The organism is Mesorhizobium sp. WSM4809 (assembly GCF_055811655.1).
This window is the reverse complement of sequence record NZ_JBVVQW010000004.1, coordinates 363,171-384,483: the sequence shown is the minus strand read 5'-3', so window position 1 is coordinate 384,483 and position 21,313 is coordinate 363,171. Positions and strand designations below refer to the sequence as shown.

Annotated in this window: 21 protein-coding genes; 12 read left to right on the top strand and 9 right to left on the bottom strand. The window is 61.9% G+C overall.

Features of this window, described 5'->3' with window-relative positions; genetic code table 11:
* Positions 1–17 precede the first annotated feature (17 nt).
* The 7 genes from AC0L24_RS13090 to AC0L24_RS13060 all read right to left on the bottom strand — a co-directional run bounded on the left by AC0L24_RS13090 (position 18) and on the right by AC0L24_RS13060 (position 7,027).
* The gene (locus tag AC0L24_RS13090; protein WP_127327689.1) at positions 18–1,520 is read right to left on the bottom strand and encodes a CpaF family protein; all 1,503 of its coding nucleotides are present in this window, start codon (positions 1,518–1,520) and stop codon (positions 18–20) included.
* A gap of 29 nt (positions 1,521–1,549) precedes the next feature.
* Positions 1,550–2,833: a CpaE/TadZ family protein gene (locus tag AC0L24_RS13085; RefSeq protein ID WP_128287812.1), complete on the bottom strand. Its 1,284-nt coding sequence runs from the start codon at positions 2,831–2,833 to the stop codon at positions 1,550–1,552.
* 25 nt (positions 2,834–2,858) lie between these two features.
* Entirely contained in the window at positions 2,859–3,593 is a 735-nt protein-coding gene (locus AC0L24_RS13080; RefSeq protein ID WP_256745944.1) for a CpaD family pilus assembly protein, read from the bottom strand.
* Positions 3,594–3,607: 14 nt separating this feature from the next.
* A complete protein-coding gene (locus AC0L24_RS13075) occupies positions 3,608–5,128 on the bottom strand; it encodes a type II and III secretion system protein family protein (RefSeq protein ID WP_292336156.1) in 1,521 nt (506 codons plus the stop codon).
* The gene (cpaB, locus tag AC0L24_RS13070) at positions 5,125–5,937 is read right to left on the bottom strand and encodes a Flp pilus assembly protein CpaB (protein ID WP_292336155.1); all 813 of its coding nucleotides are present in this window, start codon (positions 5,935–5,937) and stop codon (positions 5,125–5,127) included. The genes AC0L24_RS13075 and cpaB overlap by 4 nt, the downstream gene beginning before the upstream one ends.
* Positions 5,938–6,155: 218 nt before the next feature.
* Entirely contained in the window at positions 6,156–6,674 is a 519-nt protein-coding gene (locus AC0L24_RS13065; protein ID WP_256745943.1) for an A24 family peptidase, read from the bottom strand.
* Between the two features lie 170 nt (positions 6,675–6,844).
* Positions 6,845–7,027 (bottom strand): Flp family type IVb pilin, encoded by a 183-nt coding sequence (locus AC0L24_RS13060; RefSeq protein ID WP_063171181.1) that lies wholly within the window; start codon positions 7,025–7,027, stop codon positions 6,845–6,847.
* A 332-nt stretch (positions 7,028–7,359) separates the two neighbouring features.
* On the opposite strand from AC0L24_RS13060, the gene AC0L24_RS13055 reads away from it, so the two are divergent.
* From AC0L24_RS13055 to AC0L24_RS13045, 3 genes are all read left to right on the top strand, one after another.
* Complete coding sequence (locus tag AC0L24_RS13055; RefSeq protein ID WP_013533687.1) at positions 7,360–7,782, top strand: pilus assembly protein N-terminal domain-containing protein; 423 nt, start codon at positions 7,360–7,362, stop codon at positions 7,780–7,782.
* Positions 7,783–7,919: 137 nt separating this feature from the next.
* On the top strand, positions 7,920–8,501 hold the full coding sequence (locus AC0L24_RS13050) for a TadE/TadG family type IV pilus assembly protein (RefSeq protein ID WP_127268810.1): 582 nt from the start codon (positions 7,920–7,922) through the stop codon (positions 8,499–8,501).
* Between the two features lie 38 nt (positions 8,502–8,539).
* Positions 8,540–9,157: a TadE/TadG family type IV pilus assembly protein gene (locus AC0L24_RS13045; RefSeq protein ID WP_128287833.1), complete on the top strand. Its 618-nt coding sequence runs from the start codon at positions 8,540–8,542 to the stop codon at positions 9,155–9,157.
* A gap of 37 nt (positions 9,158–9,194) precedes the next feature.
* On the opposite strand, the gene AC0L24_RS13040 is transcribed toward AC0L24_RS13045, so the two are convergent.
* Complete coding sequence (locus tag AC0L24_RS13040) at positions 9,195–10,115, bottom strand: phosphate/phosphite/phosphonate ABC transporter substrate-binding protein (protein ID WP_473563847.1); 921 nt, start codon at positions 10,113–10,115, stop codon at positions 9,195–9,197.
* 144 nt (positions 10,116–10,259) lie between these two features.
* Between AC0L24_RS13040 and AC0L24_RS13035 the strand changes: the two genes are divergently transcribed.
* From AC0L24_RS13035 to AC0L24_RS12995, 9 genes are all read left to right on the top strand, one after another.
* Entirely contained in the window at positions 10,260–11,501 is a 1,242-nt protein-coding gene (locus AC0L24_RS13035) for a phosphopentomutase (RefSeq protein ID WP_127397990.1), read from the top strand.
* Complete coding sequence (mutM, locus tag AC0L24_RS13030) at positions 11,494–12,381, top strand: bifunctional DNA-formamidopyrimidine glycosylase/DNA-(apurinic or apyrimidinic site) lyase (RefSeq protein ID WP_127397988.1); 888 nt, start codon at positions 11,494–11,496, stop codon at positions 12,379–12,381. Before AC0L24_RS13035 ends, mutM begins: the two co-directional genes overlap by 8 nt.
* 131 nt (positions 12,382–12,512) lie before the next feature.
* Complete coding sequence (locus AC0L24_RS13025; RefSeq protein WP_127807960.1) at positions 12,513–13,286, top strand: enoyl-CoA hydratase; 774 nt, start codon at positions 12,513–12,515, stop codon at positions 13,284–13,286.
* 182 nt (positions 13,287–13,468) lie between these two features.
* Positions 13,469–13,735, top strand: coding sequence for a 30S ribosomal protein S20 (gene rpsT / locus AC0L24_RS13020; RefSeq protein WP_013533694.1), 267 nt, complete (start codon positions 13,469–13,471; stop codon positions 13,733–13,735).
* Positions 13,736–14,654: 919 nt separating this feature from the next.
* Positions 14,655–16,130, top strand: a complete 1,476-nt coding sequence (gene dnaA / locus AC0L24_RS13015; protein WP_236383352.1) for a chromosomal replication initiator protein DnaA — start codon at positions 14,655–14,657, stop codon at positions 16,128–16,130.
* 304 nt (positions 16,131–16,434) lie between these two features.
* Positions 16,435–17,553, top strand: a complete 1,119-nt coding sequence (dnaN, locus tag AC0L24_RS13010) for a DNA polymerase III subunit beta (RefSeq protein ID WP_023811387.1) — start codon at positions 16,435–16,437, stop codon at positions 17,551–17,553.
* A gap of 205 nt (positions 17,554–17,758) precedes the next feature.
* Entirely contained in the window at positions 17,759–18,898 is a 1,140-nt protein-coding gene (gene recF / locus AC0L24_RS13005) for a DNA replication/repair protein RecF (RefSeq protein ID WP_127268057.1), read from the top strand.
* An 83-nt stretch (positions 18,899–18,981) separates the two neighbouring features.
* Entirely contained in the window at positions 18,982–19,737 is a 756-nt protein-coding gene (locus AC0L24_RS13000) for a molybdopterin-synthase adenylyltransferase MoeB (protein ID WP_127807961.1), read from the top strand.
* Between the two features lie 4 nt (positions 19,738–19,741).
* Positions 19,742–20,227 (top strand): GNAT family N-acetyltransferase, encoded by a 486-nt coding sequence (locus AC0L24_RS12995; protein WP_127396806.1) that lies wholly within the window; start codon positions 19,742–19,744, stop codon positions 20,225–20,227.
* A gap of 36 nt (positions 20,228–20,263) precedes the next feature.
* Here the strand turns inward: AC0L24_RS12995 and AC0L24_RS12990 are convergent, their stop codons facing one another.
* On the bottom strand, positions 20,264–21,265 hold the full coding sequence (locus tag AC0L24_RS12990) for a 2-hydroxyacid dehydrogenase (protein WP_127396805.1): 1,002 nt from the start codon (positions 21,263–21,265) through the stop codon (positions 20,264–20,266).
* Positions 21,266–21,313 lie beyond the last annotated feature (48 nt).

Here is a 21,313-nt window from a genome sequence, read left to right as displayed (position 1 = left end):
TTACACCCCAGCATGCGTCAGTCAGCGCGTTTCTCCATCGCCTCAAGCGCAATGGCGAGACGCTGCTCCTCGCCGTAATAGCGTGCACGCTCCCAGAAATGCGGACGGCCGATGCCCGTCGATACGTGCTCACCCAACAGCCTGCCGTTGGCGTCCTCACCCTTGATGTTGTAAAGGACGATATCCTGCGTGATGATGACGTCGCCTTCCATCCCGATCACCTCGGTGATGTGGGTGATGCGGCGCGATCCGTCGCGCAGGCGCGCCGCCTGGATGATCACGTCGATGGAACCGACGACGATTTCGCGCACTGTCTTCTGCGGCAGCGAATAGCCGCCCATGGCAATCATGGATTCGATACGGTTCAGGCATTCGCGCGGGCTGTTCGAGTGGATCGTGCCCATCGAGCCGTCATGGCCGGTGTTCATCGCCTGCAGAAGATCGAACACCTCGGGTCCGCGCACTTCGCCGACGATGATGCGCTCTGGCCGCATGCGCAGACAGTTCTTGACCAGGTCGCGCATCGTCACCTCACCCTCGCCCTCCAGATTGGGCGGGCGGGTTTCGAGGCGCACCACATGCGGCTGCTGCAATTGCAGCTCGGCCGAGTCTTCGCAGGTGATGACGCGCTCCTCGCGGTCGATATAGTTGGTCAGGCAATTGAGCAGCGTGGTCTTGCCCGAACCGGTGCCGCCCGAGATCACGATGTTGCAGCGAACACGACTGATGATCTTGAGAACTTCGGCGCCCTGCGGCGAGATGGCGCCGAACTTGACCAGCTGATCGAGCGTCAGCTTGTCCTTCTTGAATTTGCGGATGGTGAGCGTGGCGCCATCGATGGAGAGTGGCGGCGCGATGACGTTGACGCGGGAGCCGTCGGGAAGGCGCGCGTCGCAGATCGGGCTGGATTCGTCGACGCGGCGGCCAACCTGGCTGACGATACGCTGGCAGATGTTGAGGAGCTGCTGATTGTCACGAAAGCGGATACCGGTCTGTTCGACCTTGCCGTTGACTTCGATGTAGACGTTCCTGGAGCCGTTGACCATGATGTCGGCGATGTCGTCACGGGCGAGCAGCGGCTCGAGCGGCCCATAGCCGAGCACGTCGTTGCAGATGTCCTCGAGCAGCTCTTCCTGCTCGGCGATCGTCATTGCGAAGTTCTTGATCGCGATGATGTCGTTGACGATATCGCGGATTTCCTCGCGCGCACTTTCAGGATCAAGCTTGGAAAGCTGCGACAGATCGATGGTGTCGATGAGCGCGGAGAAGACCTGACTCTTGGTATCGTAATAAGTTTCGCTCTTTTCGCGCTGTGCCCGCTTCGGCTCAGGCGCCAATGGCGGTGCCTCGACGGCACGGCGCGCCGGCGGCGCGACAGGCGCGCTTGGCGCCGCCGCGGGCCGGGTCAGAACCGCCGTGTCCATGGAACTTGCAGCCGGCGGCGCAACCGGCGCCGGTGCTGGCTGGCGAAATTCCGGCGTGAACCGGTTGCCGTCGTCGCTGCCTCTTTTACCAAACATGATCGACTACCGGTTCCACTGCTGAAGCGTCACTTCTTGTTGCGCGAGAGCTTGCCGAGCAGGCTGCCGAGCCCGGCCTTCTTCTTGGCCTTGATTTCGCTGCGCCCGGTCAGCACATGCGCCATTTCGTTGATCATCGCGACAACCGGGTTCTTCGCATCCATTTCGCCAAGCATGCGTCCGTTGTTGGCGGCATTGCCGAACAGCAACGGATCAAAAGCAATGACCGACATCGGCGACAGGCCGAGCGGCTCGGCGAAATCGGACGGCGAAATCTCCGGGCGCTTCGGCACGCCGGCCTGGTTGATGATCAGCTTGGGCGGCGGATCATTGGGACGAAGCCGCTTGAGCATATCGACGAGGTTCTTGGTGTTGCGCAGATTGGCGAGTTCCGGTGTCGCGGTGATGACGATCTCGTCGGCCTTGACCAGGGTGTTCTTGGTCCAGCCCGTCCAGGCATGCGGGACGTCGAGCACCAGAAGCGGCACGCTGCGCTGGGCGGTGTCGATGAGCTGCGCGAAGGCCTCGGGATCGAAATCATAGACCCGTTCGAGCGTCGAAGGCGCGGCGAGCAGCGACAGATGCTCGGCGCACTGGGTCAGCAGCCGGTCGAGATAGACTTCATCGATGCGTTCCGGTGAAAACACCGCCTCGGCGATGCCTTGCGCCGGATCCTGGTCGAAATTGATGTTGGCGGTGCCGAAAGCCAGATCGAGATCGGCGACGACCACTTCGGATTTGAACAGGGAGGACATCGCCCAAGCCACATTGTGGGCGATCGTCGAGGAGCCGACACCGCCCTTGGCGCCGACAAAGGCGATCGAGCGGCCGAGCGGCTCGGCTTCCGGATCGATGAAAATCGACGACACCACGCTGACGATGTCGGCCATCGAGACCGGAGCGATCACATATTCGGAAATGCCGTTGCGGATGAGCTCGCGGTAGAGGCCGACATCATTGTAGTGGCCGATCACCACCACCTTCGACGTCGGATCGCAATATTCCGAGAGCTGGGCGAGTTGTTCCAGCAATTGCTTGGGCTCGCTGCGCGATTCCAGCAGGATCAGGTTGGGCGTCGGCGCCGATTGGTAGAATTCGATGGCGGTGGGAACGCCGCCCATATGGACCTTGAGATGCGCCTTCGTCATGCGGCGGTCCTCGCCGGCGCGCTCGACCGGATTGGCAACACCCTCGGTCTCGCAGAATGCCTGGATCGAGATGCGCGGGATCGGGCGCAACGCCTGCATCGCGGCGATGTCCTGCTGCGAGGTATCGCTGCCGTCTACAGGAGTGTCATAGGCCAGATTGTTCATGTTCGTGTACTCCGAACTGCGATCGTTAGTAGCTAACTTCGCCTTCTGCTTCCCAATCAAAGAAGGGTTGATTTCGGTACCCATCGATGACTTTCCCACGCTGCTCGGCGTCGATAGGTGCCTGCTTGCGCGGTCCGAGCAGGTCGGCCGGATTGGCCATCTGGGCGGCGAGGTTGTTCTGATACGAGCAGCCGAAATCGGCGTAGTGCTTGTTTTCCGAGGTCTCCACCAGATCTTCGGGCCAACGCCCGCATTTGTCGGTCTGAGCTTTCACCGAGATATAGGCGACGCGAATCGGGGCCGAGGCTTCGGCGGAAGCGGACTGATAAGAGGTCATGACAATCCGGTTGCGCTTGATGCCGCTGGCAACCGCCAGCCTGACAAAATCGCGGCTGGCAGCGGCCGCCGCGATCTCGTTGGCCGAGCCGACAGGGATAGCGATCGTCACCGCCGGAGCGGCGCTCCTGTCGTAGCCGTCGAGAAAGCCCGAAAGCGTGTCACGCTGAGAGCCCGTCATGCCACGGTCACCGGCGCCCACCGGCAGGTCTATCTTCTGGTTCTTCTCCGCGATCACGATCGGATGGTTGGTGCGATAATCGTCCGGGATGGCGCCGACCGTGATGCTGTCGCGCTGGGCGCAGCCGGTGAGCAGCGCCGCCACCGCAACCGCCAGGACAGGAACGAACCGCCGGCAGACCTGCGAGCGGCCAAAGCGCATCGGTGCGGCGATGGTGCTTGCCTTCAATGCTGACTGAGACATGTCCGCTTCCCCGCTCACTTGTAGATGAAGCCGACGACGCCGTGGTAGCGGCCGTTGGGCTTGTCGGTCTGCATGGTGCCGTAGACGCGATTGACTCGGCCAAGGAACATGGCAGCGCCATCGCTGGCGGCGTTGAAATTGTCGTCCGGCTTGGCAAGGTCGTTGCGCGCCACCGGCTTCACCAGATAGGGCGTGATGATGATGACGAGTTCGGTCTCGTTGCGCACGAAATCTCTGCTGCGGAAGAGCGCGCCGAGCACCGGGATCTTTGTCAGCCCGGGCAACCCGTTGACGGCTTGCCTGACATCGTCGCGAACCAGGCCGGCGATCATCATGGAGCCGCCCGAGGGGAGTTCAACGGTCGTATCGGCAAGACGTTTGCGCAGCGACAGGGCATTCATGCCGGGGCTCGTCACGCCTGAGGAGAGCGATACGGACCCCTCGGTTGTCGGCTCGGAAACCGACGTCCTAACTTTCAGGCTTATGCGACCGGGAGACAACACCACCGGCTGGAATTCCAGGCCGATGCCGTACTCGATCTTTTCGATGGTGTAGGTCTTCAGGCCGGTCTGGTTGTCCTGCGATACGTTTGCTGAGACACCTGAAACCATATTGTATTCACCGCCGACCTTGAAGGTCGCCTTCTCCCCGGATACGGCGGTCAAGGTCGGCTCGGCCAGGGTTTTCATGACCCCGGACTGCTCCATGGCGTTGACATAGGCCTGCAGCGCCGACGAGCCGATCTGAAAGCCTGAATTCGACAGCTGCTTGCCGAGACCGGTGAAATTGTCGCTGAGCGCACCGTAGCTGATGCCGTTGCTGCCGCCGCTGCCGACCATGTTGACGCCGAGCTGCTTCATCACGGAGCGGCTGACTTCGGCGACCGTGACCTTCAGCGTGACCTGGTCGTCGCCAATGATCTGCAGCAGGTTGACGATCTTGCTGGTGCGGCGCTCCTGGTCCGGGTTGTCGATGTCGACACCGCTCTGGGCCGAACCGCCGGCTGCGGTCTGCGAATATTGTCCTGTCGTCGCTTCACCACCCGAAACGAAGATCGTCGCCAGGTCGACCGCGCGCTTTGCGTCCAGCGGCGTGTCGACCGTTCCAGTCAGGACGACGTTGTCATTCAGAAGTTCCACCTTGATGGCCGACGTCGGCAGGAAGCGTCTGATATAATCCTCAAGACCGGCAACGTCGCGTTCGACCGCCAGGTCCAGGCTGACGATCTGCTCGCCATTCGGGCCGAAGACAAAGATGTTCGTCTCGCCGACCGACTTGCCGAACAGATAGATGCGCCTTGCAGTGCGGGTCACCGCATCGGCAACCGCCGGGTTGGCCACGAGAATGTCGTAGGCATCGCTCGGCAGGTCGATGACCACCGACTTGTTGAGGCCGAGTTTGACACGCTGGGTGGCCGTCGATGCCGTGACCTGCGCGTTCTTTGCCTCGACAACGCTGCCTTGCACATTCGTTCCGACGAGCAGCAGGCCGAATGCCGCGGCTACGATTGCCGGCAGTTTGCCACCTAGCTTCATTTCCTTGCTCCCACTTCGGAAACTTCACCCGATTTGATCAGCCTCACCGTTCCTCTGCGGCCATTGCCGGAAACGAGATAGTCCGCCTCACCCAGATTTTTTTCCTGCGTGTCCGCGACCGCCCGCAACGCCAGGGTCAGGCGATCCGCCATCTGCTGGGCGACGGTGATGATCTCCGCCTGCTTGGGCGTCAGTTCCAGCGTGGCGGTCTGGCCTACCCTGGTCTTCTTGCCTTCCTCGTCCTCCTGAATGGTCTGGTCGATGGCCAGGACACGGATGTTCTTGAGGATGGTCTCGGTGTTGAAGCCGGCGGCGCCGCCGGCGGCATCGGCCCTGCGGGTCATGATGACGTCGACGAAATCGTTGGGAAGAATGAAGCCCCCGGCCGACGTATCGGCCGAGATGGCCGTGGCGACCGCCCGCATACCGGAAGGCAGGATCGACGACATGAAGCTCTGGCCCTCGCCGATCAGCTTGGACCGCCGCAGCGGTTCTCCGGCATACATCGCCACACGGGCAACGGAACTCTTCAGCTTGTCCAGTGCCTCGGGCTCGGCGGTGCGGGTGATGAAATTCGCGTTGACGCCGTCGGCGGGCCAGGATTGCCAGGCGATGTTGTTTTGGATCGGGCTGCCCATCGGAACGTCGCCTGAAAGCACAAGCACATCCTGGAGTGCCACCGCCGGGGCCTGGGGGCCGGAATCGACGACGACCTGGGGCGGCGGTGCCACCATGTTCTTCGCGACATATCCAGCGCCACCCGCCGCGGCCACCGCCACGCTCAGAATTATCAATCGCGATGCTGGCATTTGTCCGAACCCTTGCCCTGGCAAACCACGTAGCCAGGCCGGACTTTGCAGCGGCAATCGTCAAAACAAGGTTAATGTAATGCTTACGATCGTGATTAATTTAAGGTTTACATAAATTAGCCGGAATGTGGCCTGACCGGCCAAAATGGCCGGGCCAGCCCTGTTCAGAACGGGGTTTCGGCAATGCTGACAGACAATAAAATAAAATAAGATCGCGCTCAGGCCGCCAGCCTGGCAACCGCCCATGCCATCAAGGGCGAATCCGGATAGGTCAGCAAGCCGCCAAGGCCGAGCGCGACACCGTATGGAACACCTTTTGCCTCGTCGGCGAAATGGCGCAGAAACGGATTTTGGCCGGTAACGGCCGCAAGCAGCGACTTCCGGTAGAGGATGATCGCCAGCGTCAGCAGGCCGCCGATGATTGTCGAGGCAACAAGATACTCCACGAGATTGACATTGAGGCCCATCCACATCGCGGTGGCGGCCAGAAGCTTGGCGTCGCCGCCGCCCATGCCGCCCATCGCAAACAGGCCGAACGTCACGGCCAGGACCAGGGCGCCGGCGGCGAAATGTCCGCCATAGGCCGCCCAGTCCATGCCTGTCAGGGGCGCGACCAGCGCAAAAACGGCGACAAGCAGCACCGGCACGCGATTGGCGATCGTCATCGACAGCATGTCGGAGATCGCGGCAAACAGCATGCAGAACGGAAAAACGACGAAGATCAGGGCTTCAAGCATCGGCGCCACGCCTATTGTCCGATTTCATGGGGCTCAATCTAAGCATGTTCGATTAACGATTGATGAGGCTAGGAACGAAAGACGACCTATATCGCCAGCGGCATAGAAAAAGGGCCGCCACGCGGCGGCCCTTTTCCAGAACGCAATCTAAATGCTCGGCGATAAGCCGATCAGCTGCCGCTCGGCGTGCCGTTCAGGGTGCTGCCGATGTTGGTGAACTTGGCGTTCAGCGCATTGCCGAGCGTGCCGGCGCCAGTGATGATGGCGAGCGCGATGAGAGCGGCGATCAGACCATATTCGATCGCGGTCGCGCCGGATTCGTCCTTCACAAAACGTGCGATGAGATTAGACATTCGAGAGCTCCTACTCCACGTGTTACAGCACTTCCGTCAACTTCTGTGATGGTTGATCGGATGCTGCCAATCTAGGGAGAAGCTCTTTCGATCGGCTTAAGAAACAGCCTTACCGATTCCTTTCCCGGTTCGAACATATTGCGTGGTTAACCTCGGGCTAATGTATCGCTGAGCCTTCCAGACCGGATTTGGTAGGCTTGCGACCCGACCGGACCGCGCGTCGCGGGCGCCCTTGGCGGCCATTGCACGATTGGCAACATCGCATGCTTAACCGTTGGTTCACCAATCTCGTTCATGTTCCGTTGATCAGTCCGCCTGCGTGGAGCGCCTCAATGGCCCAGCCGAGATCGTCAATCCTGATTGCCGCGCTTCTTGCCGTCTCGAGCTTCGTCGCGCCCGCCATGGCCGGCGCCGGCATCGAGGTCACGATGAACCAGGCCAAGATCGTCAAACTGTCGCGTCCCGCAGACACCATCGTGGTCGGCAACCCGGCAATCGCCGACGCTTCGGTGCAGGACGCTTCGACGATCGTGCTCACCGGCAAAGGCTTCGGGGTCACCAATCTGGTCGTGCTCGATACGGACGGCAGCCCCATCGTGGACGAGCAGGTTACCGTGGTGCGGCAAGCCGCCTCGTCCGTGCGCATTTACCGGCGCGCCGAAATCCAGACGATGTCGTGCACACCCTATTGCGAAAGCTCATACAAGAGCGAGGCGGAAAAGTCTTCGGAAGCGGAGATGAGCGTCAGCCGATAGGTGGCGTTGCCGACTGCCGTTCCGGTTATTGTCTGGTTAAGAGGCCTGCGCCGACTTTAACGATCATCCAAACCGGACCTCAATCGGTTTGCGCTAGTGCTCCTTCCGAGACCGCATAGAGATCGGCAGGATCGGACATGAGCAAGGAATTCGGCCGCGCAGGCGACCACAGGGTGAGACGCCCAAGGTTTTTCGCCCGCTTCCTTCGTGACCGGCGCGGCGCCACGGCAATCGAATTCGCGATCCTTTCAGTCCCCTTCGCGCTGCTTGTCTTTGCCATTCTGGAAAGCTGCATCTCGTTTGCCGGCCAGGAGGTGATGGCCAACGTCACCGACGATGTAGCGCGCAAACTGCGCACCGGCCAGTTGAGGGCGGCTGACGTTGCCGGAACCAATTTGCGGGACATGATCTGCACGAAACTGCAGATCATCGTCTCCCAGGATTGTCCCAATCAACTGCTGGTGGATCTTCGCCAATATACATCGTTCGCCGATGCGGCCACGGCAGGCTTCAAGATCCAGAACGGCGATGTCGTACTGACGAAAGGCACCGCAACCCAATCGTTCTCAGTGACAGCGGGTGCGGCGGAGTCGAGGAACATGCTGCGGGTTTTCTACAAGTGGCCGATCATGACCGACCTCATGGCGCAGTCGATGGGCGGCAACAAGACGCTGCATTTCGCATCGGTGACCTGGCAGAACGAGCCGTTCGACAACTGAGCGGAATGCACGAGCAGTATAAGAAAAGGGTAATGGGCATGATGCGTGCGGGGGCACATCTTATGATTACGGGAGTTTGGCGGAAAGCAAGTCGATTCTGGTCCGATCGGCGTGGCATCGCGGCGGTTGAATTCGCGTTGATCATGCCGATTCTGCTGATCATGTACTTCCTCACGATGGAAGCGTCGCAAGCCATCGAGACCAGCAAGAAGGTCAGCCGTATCGGCAGCATGGTGGCCGATCTCGTCACCCAGCAGACGAACGTCGCCAAGGCGGATGTCGACGCCATCATGCAGATCGGCAGCGTCACCCTTCAGCCCTACAACCGCTCAGACCCGACCATTACCATCACGGCAATCCAGGTCTCGGCCGATGCGACGCAGGCACTGGTGGTCTGGTCTCGCAAATTGGTCGCTGGTGTCGCCAGCGCGGGCGCCGCCGCGACCACCGAGACAACGGTCCCAGCGTCGCTCAAGGTCGCCAACACGTTTCTCATTCGCGTCGAAAGCAACCTCGGCTACACGCCGGTCATCGCGTGGAGCGCGAGCAGTCAACAGAAGCTTGGGCTGACCTCGGCTTTCAGCAACATAACCATGGGCGAAACCTATTACCTGCGCCCCCGCAGAAGCATGGCGATCCCTTGCAGCGACTGTTGAACACAGAAGCAGCCAGGCGCTGGGCAGGCCGCTCCAGCTACTGCTGCGGCCCACGGTCCGAAACGAAGCGCACGATAGCAGCGGCCATCTCGTAATCTTTTGGCGCCACGCGAGCGAAGCCGCCGGAATGTCTCGATTCCAGGAGGTCGTAGATATCGGGCGTGGTCGACTTGAGGTTGGTGAGGAACACGGCAAGCCGGCGCTTGGCTTCCGGGTCGAGATCACTGCGGACCGCATGGGGGCCGTATCTCAACAGGCCCGACGTCCATACGATCCGAAGCGCCGTCACTGAGACCCCTGCCGCATCCAACCTGGCCTGCGTGCCCGACGGTTCTCGCAGGCCGTCGGCAGCGGCCGTCACCCAGCCGAACAGGCCATCGGCCTTGCCGTCGACCAGCATCGTCTCGGCCGCCGCGGCCGAATCGGCATGGACCAGAAACGGTGCATCTTCCGCGATCTTGCGGCCCTCCGCGGCCAACGCCGCCAATGGCAGGAGAGAACCGCCGACGCTGTCCGAAGGCGCCATGGCGATACGATGGCGGTCCATCGCCCCCAGGGCAGGCAGCTTGCCGTCTCGCGTCAGCAGAACGGAGCGGATGCCGATCGCGCCGTCTGAATCGACCGGAGCGACAAGCGGCTCGATACATAAGCAGCGCTGCGAAGCCGTCGCATAGGCGGTGGCCGAATAGATTGCATATTCGATGCGGGCATTGGCCTGCGCCTCGATCAGCGCGGCATAGTTGCGGGCAACGACAAACTCGACCTTCATGCCCAAGGCCTTGGTGTAGGCGTCGGTCAACAGTGCCAGCCCCGGAACGGAGTTGCCGGCGCCTGGCTCGGCAACGATGCCGATGCGAAACGTGCCGATATCATCGCGCCAGTCGGCATGCGCCGGATTGGACCAGAGCCCGACCTGCGCCAGCATGAGAGCGGCATAAATCTTCAGCGCAACCCTCATGACAGGAACCACGGGTCTGTTGTCCTCGATCCATGCCCATCCCAGTGCACTGGACTATCACGCCAAGCCGTTGCCGTTTGGTTTCCGAATTGCCAATGAAGTCGCGGAACCCTATGTCTGGTCGGTCAAACTGGCAACAAATCGATGGCGCGCGCTTTCCTCTTCGTTCTGGATTCCTTCGGCATCGGCGGCGCGGCCGACGCTGACCGCTACGGTGACACCGGCGCCAACACATTCGCGCACATCGCAGAGGCCTGTGCGGAGGGCCGTGCGGATCGCGAAGGGCTTCGCAGTGGACCGCTGTTTGTCCCTCACATGGCGTCGCTCGGGCTTGGCAAGGCCGCCGAAACCGCGACGGGGCTGGGGTTTGCCAACAGCGGGGCGGATCTGCTCCCAACTGCCTTTCACGGCGCCGCACAGGAGGTTTCGAGCGGCAAGGATACACCATCGGGCCATTGGGAAATCGCCGGCCTGCCGGTGCGCCTCGACTGGGGCTATTTCCCGGATACGGTTCCGGCCTTTCCGGCCGAACTGACCGAGGCTATCATTCGCGAAGGCAAGGTGCCGGGCATTCTCGGCAATTGCCATGCGCCGGGCACCGAGATCATCGAGCGCTTCGGCGAGGAGCACATCCGGACCGGCAAGCCGATCTGCTACACGTCGGTCGACTCGGTCCTGCAAATCGCCGCGCATGAAGTCCATTTCGGCCTCGACCGGCTTTATGAATTCTGCCAGGTGGTGCGCAGGCTGGTTGACCCGCTGAGGATCGGACGGGTGATCGCGCGGCCATTCGTCGGCCAAACCACCGCCACTTTCGAACGGACATACAACCGTCATGACTACGCCGTGCCCCCGCCGGAACCGACCCTGCTCGACCGGCTGACGGCACGTGGCAGCCGTGTCATCGCCGTCGGCAAGATCGGCGACATCTTCGCCCATCGCGGAATTTCGCAAGTGCGCAAGGCGGCAGGCAACATGGCGATGTTCGACGAGGCGCTGGGTGCGATGGATGATGCCGGCGACGGTGACCTCGTCTTCGCCAATTTCGTCGACTTCGACACCGAATTCGGTCACCGCCGCGATGTCGCAGGCTATGCTGCCGCGCTCGAGGCCTTCGACCTGCGGCTGCCGGAGGCATTTGCGAGGCTCCGGCAGGGCGATCTTCTCATCCTGACGGCCGACCACGGCAACGACCCGACCTGGGGCGGGACCGATCACACTCGCGAGCGCATTCCGGTGATCGGCACTGGACCGGGTCTCAAGGGCGGCGACATCGGACTGAGAACGACATTCGCCGACATTGGGGAGACCGTGGCCGAGCATCTCGGGATGGCGCCCGGACGCTACGGCACGTCTTTCTATACGGCGATCGGCGGTCATGCCTGAATTGCCGGAGGTCGAAACCGTCCGGCGCGGACTGCAGCCGGTTCTGGAAGGCGCCACCATCGCCCGCGTCGAGGCGCGCCGACCGGATCTGCGCTTTCCATTTCCCGAGAAATTCGCGCAGCGGCTGACCGGCAAGACGATCACGGCACTCGGCCGCCGGGCCAAATATCTGACGATGGACCTGGAAGGCGGCCCCGTGCTGATCTGCCATCTCGGCATGTCGGGCTCATTTCGCATCGAGACGGCGGATGGCAGCGAGATGCCCGGCATCTTCCAGCACGACCGTTCGAAGAGCTCCAATCACGACCACGTCGTCTTCCATGTCGTGTCTCCGGCCGGCGCCCGATCCCGCGTGATCTTCAATGATCCACGCCGCTTCGGCTTCATGCTGTTTGCGGATGGGCCGGACGTTCATCCGATGCTGGCTGGACTTGGCGTCGAGCCAACGGGCAACACATTGGACGGTGCGCTGCTCGCCTCATTGATGAAGGGGCGGCGATCACCACTGAAGGCAGCGCTTCTCGACCAGAGGCTGATCGCCGGGCTCGGCAACATCTATGTGTCGGAGGCGTTGTGGCGTGCCGGCCTGTCGCCGCTGCGCGAGGCGGGCACGATCGCCAGGCCCGGAAAGAAAGCCCAGGCCCAAAGCGAACACCTCGCGCAAGCCATTCGTTCGGTGATATCGGATGCGATCGCAGCCGGTGGCTCCTCACTGCGGGACTATATGCAGACCGATGGGTCGCTGGGCTATTTCCAGCACGCCTTCGCCGTCTACGACCGCGAGGGGGAGGCCTGTTCCAAACCCGGCTGCGGCGGCCACATCGAACGTGTCGTGCAGAGCGGCCGATCGACCTTTTATTGCCGGACATGTCAGCGATGAGTCAGAGTAATTCCAGGAAAAGTGGGAACGGTTTTCCGTCGAGAATTGCGTCGAGACAAGGAGATGGAGCGGTTCTGCGTTCCGTGAAACGATGAACCGCTCTAGACGAGCGTGAGCAAGGAGAAGCAGCCATGACCTATGAGACGATCATCACCGAGACGCACGGCAAGGTCGGGCTGATCACGCTGAACAGGCCGCAGGCGCTCAACGCGCTGAATTCGCAGATTCTGACCGAGGTGGTGGCGGCCGTGAACGGGTTCAGCGCCGATCCCGGTGTCGGCGCCATGGTCATCACCGGTTCCGAAAAGGCTTTCGCCGCCGGCGCCGATATCAAGGAGATGCAGTCCATCTCCTACGCGGACGCCTACGCCCAGGACTTCTTCGTCGGCTGGGAGGAACTGACGCGGGCGCGAAAGCCTATTATTGCGGCGGTAGCGGGCTATGCACTCGGCGGCGGCTGCGAGCTGGCCATGATGTGCGATTTCATTATCGCCGCCGACACGGCCAAATTCGGCCAACCCGAGATCACCCTCGGCGTCATTCCAGGCATGGGCGGGTCACAAAGGCTGACCCGCTTCGTCGGCAAGTCGAAAGCGATGGACATGTGCCTGACCGGGCGGATGATGGATGCCGCCGAGGCCGAGCGGTCTGGCCTGGTGTCGCGGGTCGTGCCTGCCGGCGAGCTTGTCGAGGAGGCGCTGAAGGCCGCGGCCAAGATCGCCGCTTTCTCGCTACCATCGGTGATGATGGCGAAGGAGGCTGTCAACCGCGCCTTCGAGACGACGCTTGCCGAGGGATTGCGGTTCGAGCGCCGGCTGTTTCACTCGCTGTTTGCACTGGACGATCAGAAGGAAGGCATGGCGGCCTTTGCCGAGAAGCGGAAGCCGAATTTCACCAACCGCTGACGCCAATCCCTTGGCCGCGAAGAAGATGGCTGCTGGCCGCCAAAAAGAAGGCCGGGCAGCGTTGACGCGCCGGAAAAGCTGAACTATAAGCCGCACCAACCGAGGCGGCCCCGTGGCTGCCCGTTTGTTTTTTGCGCCCTGCGGCATCCCGCATGCGCCGACCAGATCAGAAGAGAGGCATCATGGCCAATACATCCTCGGCCAAAAAGGCAACGCGCAAGATCGTCCGCCGCGCAGCGATCAACAAGAACCGCCGCTCGCGCGTCCGCACCTATATCCGCCAGGTCGAAGAGGCCCTTGCCTCCGGTGACAAGGCTGCCGCACAGGCTGCCTTCAAGATCGCGGAGCCGGAATTGATGCGTGCCGCGACCAAGGGCGTGATCCACAAGAACACGGCGTCCCGCAAGGTGTCGCGACTGGCTCAGCGGGTCAAGGTACTGTCGGCCTGACATTACTTGCCTAGACTGACGTTCTTCGAACCCGGCCGTTTGTGCCGGGTTTTTTCGTTTGCCGGCAAGCACTTAAAAAGAATGTCCGGAAACGGCGTCTTATGCGGCATTTCACAATTAGGAATAGTTTGCCGGCATATGCATGCCTGCTGGTGATCGGCATGCTTGAAACGGCCGACCTAAAGATTCTTAACTGTCAGAAATAGCTTATACCTTTCAGTGACTTACAGATGGTGATCCACAGCTTGTCCACACCGGACCGGCCCGATCGGGGAGAAGTCGCTGTCAAGCGAATTATTTCAGAATATTTCTGTCAGCGCCCGGTTTTTCATATTCGCCGGAAAAGGGTTTGAATCACAATGGCTTTGTTAAAATGTGCCGTCGCGGCACGCCATTCGAACCCGCCTCCACTAACCAGATTCCTTAAAAATCCGTTAGACGTGGCCTTGCCCTATCCACAGCGATTTCGGTAGTGTCGATCTATCGAAAGGGACGGGCTCTGGCTCTTAACCTAAGCCTGAATCGGCCAGCTTAAATTGGCGGGATTTGCAACGCGGATTAAGTCCGCGGACGGCTTTGGTTTGTCGATACGGTAGGGGACTGGCGTAACTAGACATGGCAGGTAGACGGCGCGCCGGCGCTCTTTTCGCCGGGCGGTGTTGTATTGCCCTGACATACCCAACGCGGACTGGCTTCCATGGGCCGGCACCGGTTCCCACGGATAATGGGCGACGTTCATCTGCCGGCGGCGGCAGCGGACATCGTAGCAAAGACTTAGGTCGCCGGAACCGGATGCAGGAGGCGCATCCCCGGTGGAAAACAGGTACGGAAGGACAAGGAAAAGATCATGCAGAGCGGCATTGAAAGGGAACTTACGGGCGACCTCCCATTTCCTGGAACTTTGATCGGAGCAAACGACATGGCGGTGTCCAGCGACGCGGAACAGAAATTCGACCGGGTCAAGACCCAGTTGAAGGCGCGCCTGGGAACCGAAGTCTATTCGAGCTGGTTTGGCCGCATGAAGGTCGCCGAGGCTTCCAAGGGCATCGTCCGCATCTCCGTGCCTACCGCCTTCCTACGTTCATGGATCAACGGCCACTATCTCGACCTCATTTCCGAGCTGTGGAAGCAGGAGGATGCCGATCTCCTCAAGATCGACATCGTCGTGCGCACGGCAACCCGTCAGGGACGCAGCCAGGCCGAGCCAGAGGTAACGCCAGCACGCAGCAAGATGACACGGCAGACGCAGACGGCACTTGCCGCCGGCACAGTCAGCCCCAGCCGGGTGGAGCGCGCACCGGCTCCGCGTCCGGGCACACCGATCGAGAGCGAATTTCGCCACAACGTGCTGGGGTCGCCGCTCGATCCGCGTTACACGTTCGGCTCCTTCATCGAGGGACCGTCGAACCGGGTGGCCTTCGCCGCCGCCAAGGCGGTAGCGGAATCGCAATCGAGCGCAGTGCGCTTCAATCCGCTTTTCCTTCACGCAACCGTCGGGCTCGGCAAGACACATTTGCTGCAGGCCATCGCTGCGGAATCGCTGAAGCAAAACCCCAAGTCGCGCGTCGTCTATCTCACGGCCGAGTATTTCATGTGGCGCTTTGCCACCGCGATCCGCGACAACAACGCGCTGACGCTCAAGGAACAGCTGCGCGACATCGACCTGCTCATCATCGACGACATGCAGTTTCTGCAGGGCAAGTCGATCCAGCATGAATTCTGCCACCTCATCAACATGCTGCTCGACAGCGCCAAGCAGGTCGTCGTCGCCGCCGACCGGCCGCCATCGGAACTGGAATCGCTCGAACCGCGGGTCCGTTCGCGCCTCAATGGCGGTGTCGCGCTTGAAATGTCGGCGCCCGATTTCGCCATGCGCCTCGGCATGCTCAAATTGCGCCTTGCCACGGCCAGGAGCGACGACGCATCGCTCGACATTTCGGAGGAGATCCTCAATCACGTCGCCCGCACCGTGACCGGCAGCGGACGCGAGCTGGAAGGCGCCTTCAATCAGCTTTTGTTCCGTCAATCCTTCGAGCCGCAGATCACCATCGACCGGATCGACGAAATCCTCGGCCACATCTATCGCACCGGCGAGCCGAAGCGTGTCCGTATCGAGGACATCCAGCGCATCGTGGCGCGTCACTACAATGTGTCGAAGACCGAATTGCTGTCCAACCGGCGCACGCGCACCATCGTCAAGCCGCGGCAGGTCGCCATGTACCTGTCGAAGGTGATGACGCCGCGCTCGCTACCCGAGATCGGACGGCGTTTCGGCGGCCGCGATCACACCACGGTGCTGCATGCCGTGCGCAAGATCGAGGACCTTTCCGGCAACGACAACACGCTGGCGCAGGAACTTGAGCTTCTGAGGCGGTTGATCAACGACCAGGCCTGATCCTCCGGGGATGGCCGAGCCGGAACAATACCGGAATTCAATGGCTTGCCAGTGCGGCGCTGGGCCTGGATCGGGCTCGTGGCGCCGCCTGGAAGCGATCTGGATTTCGGTTTTACGACACTGGCTCGCGGACTTCGGGCGCGTTATCCCCAGAAAGCCCGCGTAGCCGGCCTGAACCGGTGGCGCGGGCTTGCGTTTGCTGGTTTTTTCCTGTCAGTTTACGCAGATTCTGAACCTGTTCAGACCTTTCGCGGGACGCCGCTCACTGGTGACCCGTCATTCATTCAAGCGAGCCTGTTTCGTCATGCGTGTTATCCTGGAACGGTCAAATCTCCTGAAGTCGCTCAACCACGTCCATCGTGTGGTCGAGCGGCGAAACACCATACCGATCCTGTCCAACGTGCTGCTCAGCGCCGAAGGCGCCAGCCTTGAAATGAAGGCGACCGATCTCGACCTCGAGGTGACCGAAGCCACGCCCGCCAAGGTGGAGCGCGGCGGGGCGACGACAGTCCCGGCACATCTGCTCTACGACATCGTGCGCAAGCTTGCCGATGGCGCCGAGGTGATGCTGAAGACGGACGAGGACGGCAACGCCATGACGGTGACGTCTGGCCGCTCGAGCTTCCGCCTTCAGTGCCTGCCGCAATCCGACTTCCCGGAGCTCTCGGCCGGATCGTTCTCGCATATCTTCCGTCTCGACTCGGTTGCCCTGAAAGGCCTGATCGAGAAGACCCAATTCGCCATCTCCACCGAGGAGACGCGTTATTACCTGAACGGCATCTATCTGCACACGCATGAGGTCGGCGGCAAGTTGAAGCTGCGCTCGGTAGCGACCGACGGCCACCGCCTGGCGCGCGCCGAGATCGATGCGCCAGCGGGTTCCGAAGGCATGCCGGGCATCATCATTCCGCGCAAGACGGTGAGCGAGTTGCAGAAGCTCGTCGACGATCCGGATGTCGCGGTCACCACCGAACTGTCGGACACCAAGATCCGCTTCACGATCGGCAGCGTGGTTTTGACCTCGAAGCTGATCGACGGCACCTTCCCCGACTATCAGCGGGTCATTCCGACCGGCAACGACAAGAAGCTGATCATCGACCGCCAGAGTTTTGCCGCCGCTGTCGATCGCGTCTCGACCATCTCTTCCGAACGCGGCCGCGCGGTGAAGCTGTCGATCAGCGAGGGTCAGGTGACGCTTGCGGTCAACAATCCCGATTCAGGCAGCGCCACCGAAGAGCTGTCCGCCGACTATTCATCCGATCCGATCGAGATCGGCTTCAACGCCAAGTACCTGCTCGACGTTGCCGCGCAACTGACCGGCACGGAAGCCAAGTTCATGCTGGCCGACGCCGGCTCGCCGACGCTGATCCACGACATGGCCGACGAGACCGCACTCTATGTGCTGATGCCGATGCGGGTGTAGCGGCGCGGTGTCAGCACTTCGGTCCTGTTGTGGACCGGCAAGCGCGATATTTACGGCAACTTCTAGAGCAATTCCAGGAAAAATGTGAAGCGGTTTTCCCGGGAAAGGCGCATAGCGCTTTCCCTTGGGAATTGCGTTAAAACAAAGAGATAGATTGGTTTTGCGTTTCCGTGAAACGATGGAACGCTCTATAGGCGGATAGCGGTTGCCGGCACAGAACCACATAAGTAAGCTTACACTTACCAATTTCCGAAACTACGCGGCGCTGACGATCGATCTGGCGCCAGGTGCCGTGGTTTTTTCCGGCGACAACGGCGCCGGCAAGACCAATCTCCTCGAAGCAATCTCCCTTTTGACACCGGGGCGTGGTTTGCGCCGCGCCCCTTACGTGGATGTCGCACGCGAGGGCGGCGACGGCGGCTTTGCATTGCATGCCCGGCTCGACGGACCTGACGGCCAGGTCGAGATCGGAACAGGCATTTCCGGCGGCGACACCGCCGGCGAAGGCGGCAGGCGGGTGCGCATCAACGGAGCGTCGGCGCGTTCGGCCGAAGACATGCTGGAATGGCTGCGCGTGGTGTGGCTGACGCCAGCCATGGACGCGTTGTTCACCGGACCGGCCGCGGATCGCCGGCGATTTCTCGATCGGCTCGTGCTGGCGATCGATCCCGGGCACGGGCAACGTGCGATCGACTACGAGAAGGCTATGCGCGGTCGTAACCGGCTGCTTACCGAAAACTCCCGGGACGACCGCTGGTTCGACGCTATCGAGACGCAGATGGCCGAAACCGGTGTGGCGATAGCCGCGGCGCGGGCCGAAATGGTGCGGCTGCTCGCCACCATGATCGACAGGCTGCCCGACACGGGACCATTTCCGCGGGCCGATATCGGCCTTTCGGGCGATCTGGAAGCCGAAATCGCCGCCGCGCCGGCGGTCGATGTCGAGGAGCGCTTCCGTCGGACGCTTGCCGGGGGCCGTGAGCGCGATCGCGCCGCCGGGCGCACCCTCGACGGCCCGCACCGTTCGGATCTGGTGGTTCGACACCGCCCCAAGGCGATGCCGGCCGAACTCTGCTCGACCGGCGAGCAGAAGGCACTGCTGGTCGGCATCGTGCTGTCGCACGCAAGGCTGACCGGCGAAATGTCGGGCATGACGCCGATCCTGTTGCTCGACGAGATCGCCGCGCATCTCGACAGCCGGCGGCGCGCGGCGCTGTTCTCCATCCTGGAGGAACTGAACTGCCAGGCGTTCATGACAGGAACCGATGCAGCGCTGTTTTCCAGTCTCCAGGGGCGCGCGCAATTCCTGACTGTCGACCATGGGACGGTTGGGCCAACGATCTAGACCATTGTGCCTCGTGTTCCTGGGCGACATCAACAGGTGCGTTGGCCCCTGACAAGGTTTTTCAGTCCCTGTATGATCAGGCAATGACCACTGCCGCCCTGACCGCAGACGAGATCGAACGCTATGCCCGCCACATCGTGCTGCCGGAGATCGGCGGCGCCGGCCAGCAAAGGCTGAAACAGGCCCGGGTGCTGGTCATCGGCGCTGGCGGACTGGGCGCGCCGGTGCTTGAATATCTTGCCGCCGCCGGCGTCGGCACACTCGGCGTGATCGATGACGACACCGTTTCGCTGTCCAACCTGCAGCGCCAGGTCATTCACGGTACCGACACTGTCGGCCTGCTGAAGACCGATAGCGCCAAGCCGGCAATCGCTCGCATCAATCCCAACACCACAGTCGAACCGCATACGTTCCGGCTGACCACGGACAATGCGCCCGCCCTCGTCGCCCGCTATGACATCGTCGTCGACGGTTCCGACAATTTCGAAACGCGCTATGCCGTGGCCGATGCCTGCGCGAGCGAAGGCAAGCCGCTGGTGCATGCCGCCGTCGGACGCTTCGATGGTTCGGTAACGGTGCTGAAGCCATTCGAAGACGGCAAGGACGGCAAGCCCAACCCAAGCTATCGCGATCTGTTTCCCGAGGCGCCACCGCCGGGCCTGGTGCCGTCCTGTGCCGAAGCCGGCGTGCTTGGCGCGCTGACCGGCGTCGTCGGTACGCTGCAGGCGATGGAGGCGATCAAGCTGATCACCGGCATTGGCGAGCCGCTGGTCGGCCGGCTGCTGCTCTATGATGCGCTGGCGGCGCGCTTCGACACCATCCGCTACAAGAGAAGCTGAATTCTTGGACCGGAACGAAGCTGTCTCCATCACGCGGATCCCGACCGATTTCGACCGTTGGGACGATGTGCTCGCATTGATCATGCGCGCTTTCGCTTCGATGGACGGCGTTGTCGACCCGCCCTCCTCGGCCCACCATCTGACCGCCGACACCCTGAGCGACAAGGCGCGGCTGGAGACCGGCTTCGTGGCGGTGCAGGGCGACAGGATCGTCGGCTGCGTCTTTGCCCTTGAGAGGGCGGCGGACCTTTATGTCGGCAAGTTCGCGGTCGCGCCGGACCGCCAGGGACAAGGCATTGGCCGGCGGCTGATGCAGGCAGTCGAAGACCTTGCCCGTAGCCGCGGCAAGGCCGCCGTCGCGCTTCAGACGCGGATCGAGCTGACCGGGAATCATGAGGCCTTTGCTCGCCTCGGCTTTCGCGAAACTGAACGGACGGCGCATGAGGGCTATGCCAGGCCGACCTCGATCACCATGCGCAAAGCTATCTAGTAAGGTTTATCTTAGGGTTTGTGGGCCGCGACAGCGTCAGGTCCTGAGCGGCAGCACCCGATCCGGCGGGCGGTGGCCGTCGACGAAGGCACGGATATTGATGATGACCTTCTCGCCCATATCGATGCGGCCCTCGAGCGTCGCCGAGCCCATATGCGGCAAAAGCACGACCTTGTTCTTGGCGGCGAGCTTCAGCAGCTTGCTGTTCAAAGCCGGCTCATGCTCGTAGACGTCGAGGCCGGCCCCGGCGATCTTGCCGTCCTGAATCAGCTTGACCAGCGCTTCCTCGTCGATGATGTCGCCGCGCGCGGTGTTGACGACATATGCGGTGGGCTGCAGCAGCGCCAGCCGCCGCGCTGAAAGCAGATGGAAGGTTGCCGGCGTCGAGGGACAGTTGACCGAGATGATATCCATGCGGGCCAGCATCTGGTCGAGGCTTTCCCAATACGTCGCCTCCAGCCCGTCCTCCACGGCCGGCAGCACGCGGTGGCGGTTGTGATAGTGGATCGACAGGCCGAAGGCCTTGGCCCGTCTGGCGACGGCGGTGCCGATTCGCCCCATGCCGACAATGCCGAGCCGCTTGCCCCAGATGCGCCGGCCCAGCATCCAGGTCGGAGACCAGCCGGCCCATTTCTTGTCACCGGTGAGCACATTAGCGCCTTCCGCCAGCCGCCGCGGCACCGCCAGCATCAGCGCCATGGTCATGTCGGCGGTGTCCTCGGTCAGGACATTCGGCGTGTTGGTGACGGTGATGCCCCTCTTGGCCGCGGCCGCGACATCGATCTTGTCGACGCCATTGCCAAAATTCGCGATCAGTTTGAGGTTGTCGCCGGCCTGGGCGATCAGTGCGGCGTCGATATGGTCGGTTACCGTCGGCACCAGCACGTCGGCCTCCTTGACCGCCGCGACCAGTTCCGGCTGCGTCATCGGCCTGTCCTCGACATTCAGCCTGGCGTCGAACAACTCGCGCATGCGGGTCTCGACCGGGTCGGGCAGCTTTCGCGTGATGACCACGAGAGGCTTCTTTTTGCCTGCCATTGTTTCCCTCGTTGAGACCTCTTTAACCAAGACCGGCGAAACTGAAAG

Bases quoted from the DNA above. Each gene is read 5' to 3' on its own strand.
- AC0L24_RS13090 (WP_127327689.1), bottom strand. From the start codon at position 1,520: ATGTTTGGTAAAAGAGGCAGCGACGACGGCAACCGGTTCACGCCGGAA.
- AC0L24_RS13085 (WP_128287812.1), bottom strand. From the start codon at position 2,833: ATGAACAATCTGGCCTATGACACTCCTGTAGACGGCAGCGATACCTCG.
- AC0L24_RS13080 (WP_256745944.1), bottom strand. From the start codon at position 3,593: ATGTCTCAGTCAGCATTGAAGGCAAGCACCATCGCCGCACCGATGCGC.
- AC0L24_RS13075 (WP_292336156.1), bottom strand. From the start codon at position 5,128: ATGAAGCTAGGTGGCAAACTGCCGGCAATCGTAGCCGCGGCATTCGGC.
- cpaB (WP_292336155.1), bottom strand. From the start codon at position 5,937: ATGCCAGCATCGCGATTGATAATTCTGAGCGTGGCGGTGGCCGCGGCG.
- AC0L24_RS13065 (WP_256745943.1), bottom strand. From the start codon at position 6,674: ATGCTTGAAGCCCTGATCTTCGTCGTTTTTCCGTTCTGCATGCTGTTT.
- AC0L24_RS13060 (WP_063171181.1), bottom strand. From the start codon at position 7,027: ATGTCTAATCTCATCGCACGTTTTGTGAAGGACGAATCCGGCGCGACC.
- AC0L24_RS13055 (WP_013533687.1), top strand. From the start codon at position 7,360: ATGGCCCAGCCGAGATCGTCAATCCTGATTGCCGCGCTTCTTGCCGTC.
- AC0L24_RS13050 (WP_127268810.1), top strand. From the start codon at position 7,920: ATGAGCAAGGAATTCGGCCGCGCAGGCGACCACAGGGTGAGACGCCCA.
- AC0L24_RS13045 (WP_128287833.1), top strand. From the start codon at position 8,540: ATGATGCGTGCGGGGGCACATCTTATGATTACGGGAGTTTGGCGGAAA.
- AC0L24_RS13040 (WP_473563847.1), bottom strand. From the start codon at position 10,115: ATGAGGGTTGCGCTGAAGATTTATGCCGCTCTCATGCTGGCGCAGGTC.
- AC0L24_RS13035 (WP_127397990.1), top strand. From the start codon at position 10,260: ATGGCGCGCGCTTTCCTCTTCGTTCTGGATTCCTTCGGCATCGGCGGC.
- mutM (WP_127397988.1), top strand. From the start codon at position 11,494: ATGCCTGAATTGCCGGAGGTCGAAACCGTCCGGCGCGGACTGCAGCCG.
- AC0L24_RS13025 (WP_127807960.1), top strand. From the start codon at position 12,513: ATGACCTATGAGACGATCATCACCGAGACGCACGGCAAGGTCGGGCTG.
- rpsT (WP_013533694.1), top strand. From the start codon at position 13,469: ATGGCCAATACATCCTCGGCCAAAAAGGCAACGCGCAAGATCGTCCGC.
- dnaA (WP_236383352.1), top strand. From the start codon at position 14,655: ATGGCGGTGTCCAGCGACGCGGAACAGAAATTCGACCGGGTCAAGACC.
- dnaN (WP_023811387.1), top strand. From the start codon at position 16,435: ATGCGTGTTATCCTGGAACGGTCAAATCTCCTGAAGTCGCTCAACCAC.
- AC0L24_RS13000 (WP_127807961.1), top strand. From the start codon at position 18,982: ATGACCACTGCCGCCCTGACCGCAGACGAGATCGAACGCTATGCCCGC.
- AC0L24_RS12990 (WP_127396805.1), bottom strand. From the start codon at position 21,265: ATGGCAGGCAAAAAGAAGCCTCTCGTGGTCATCACGCGAAAGCTGCCC.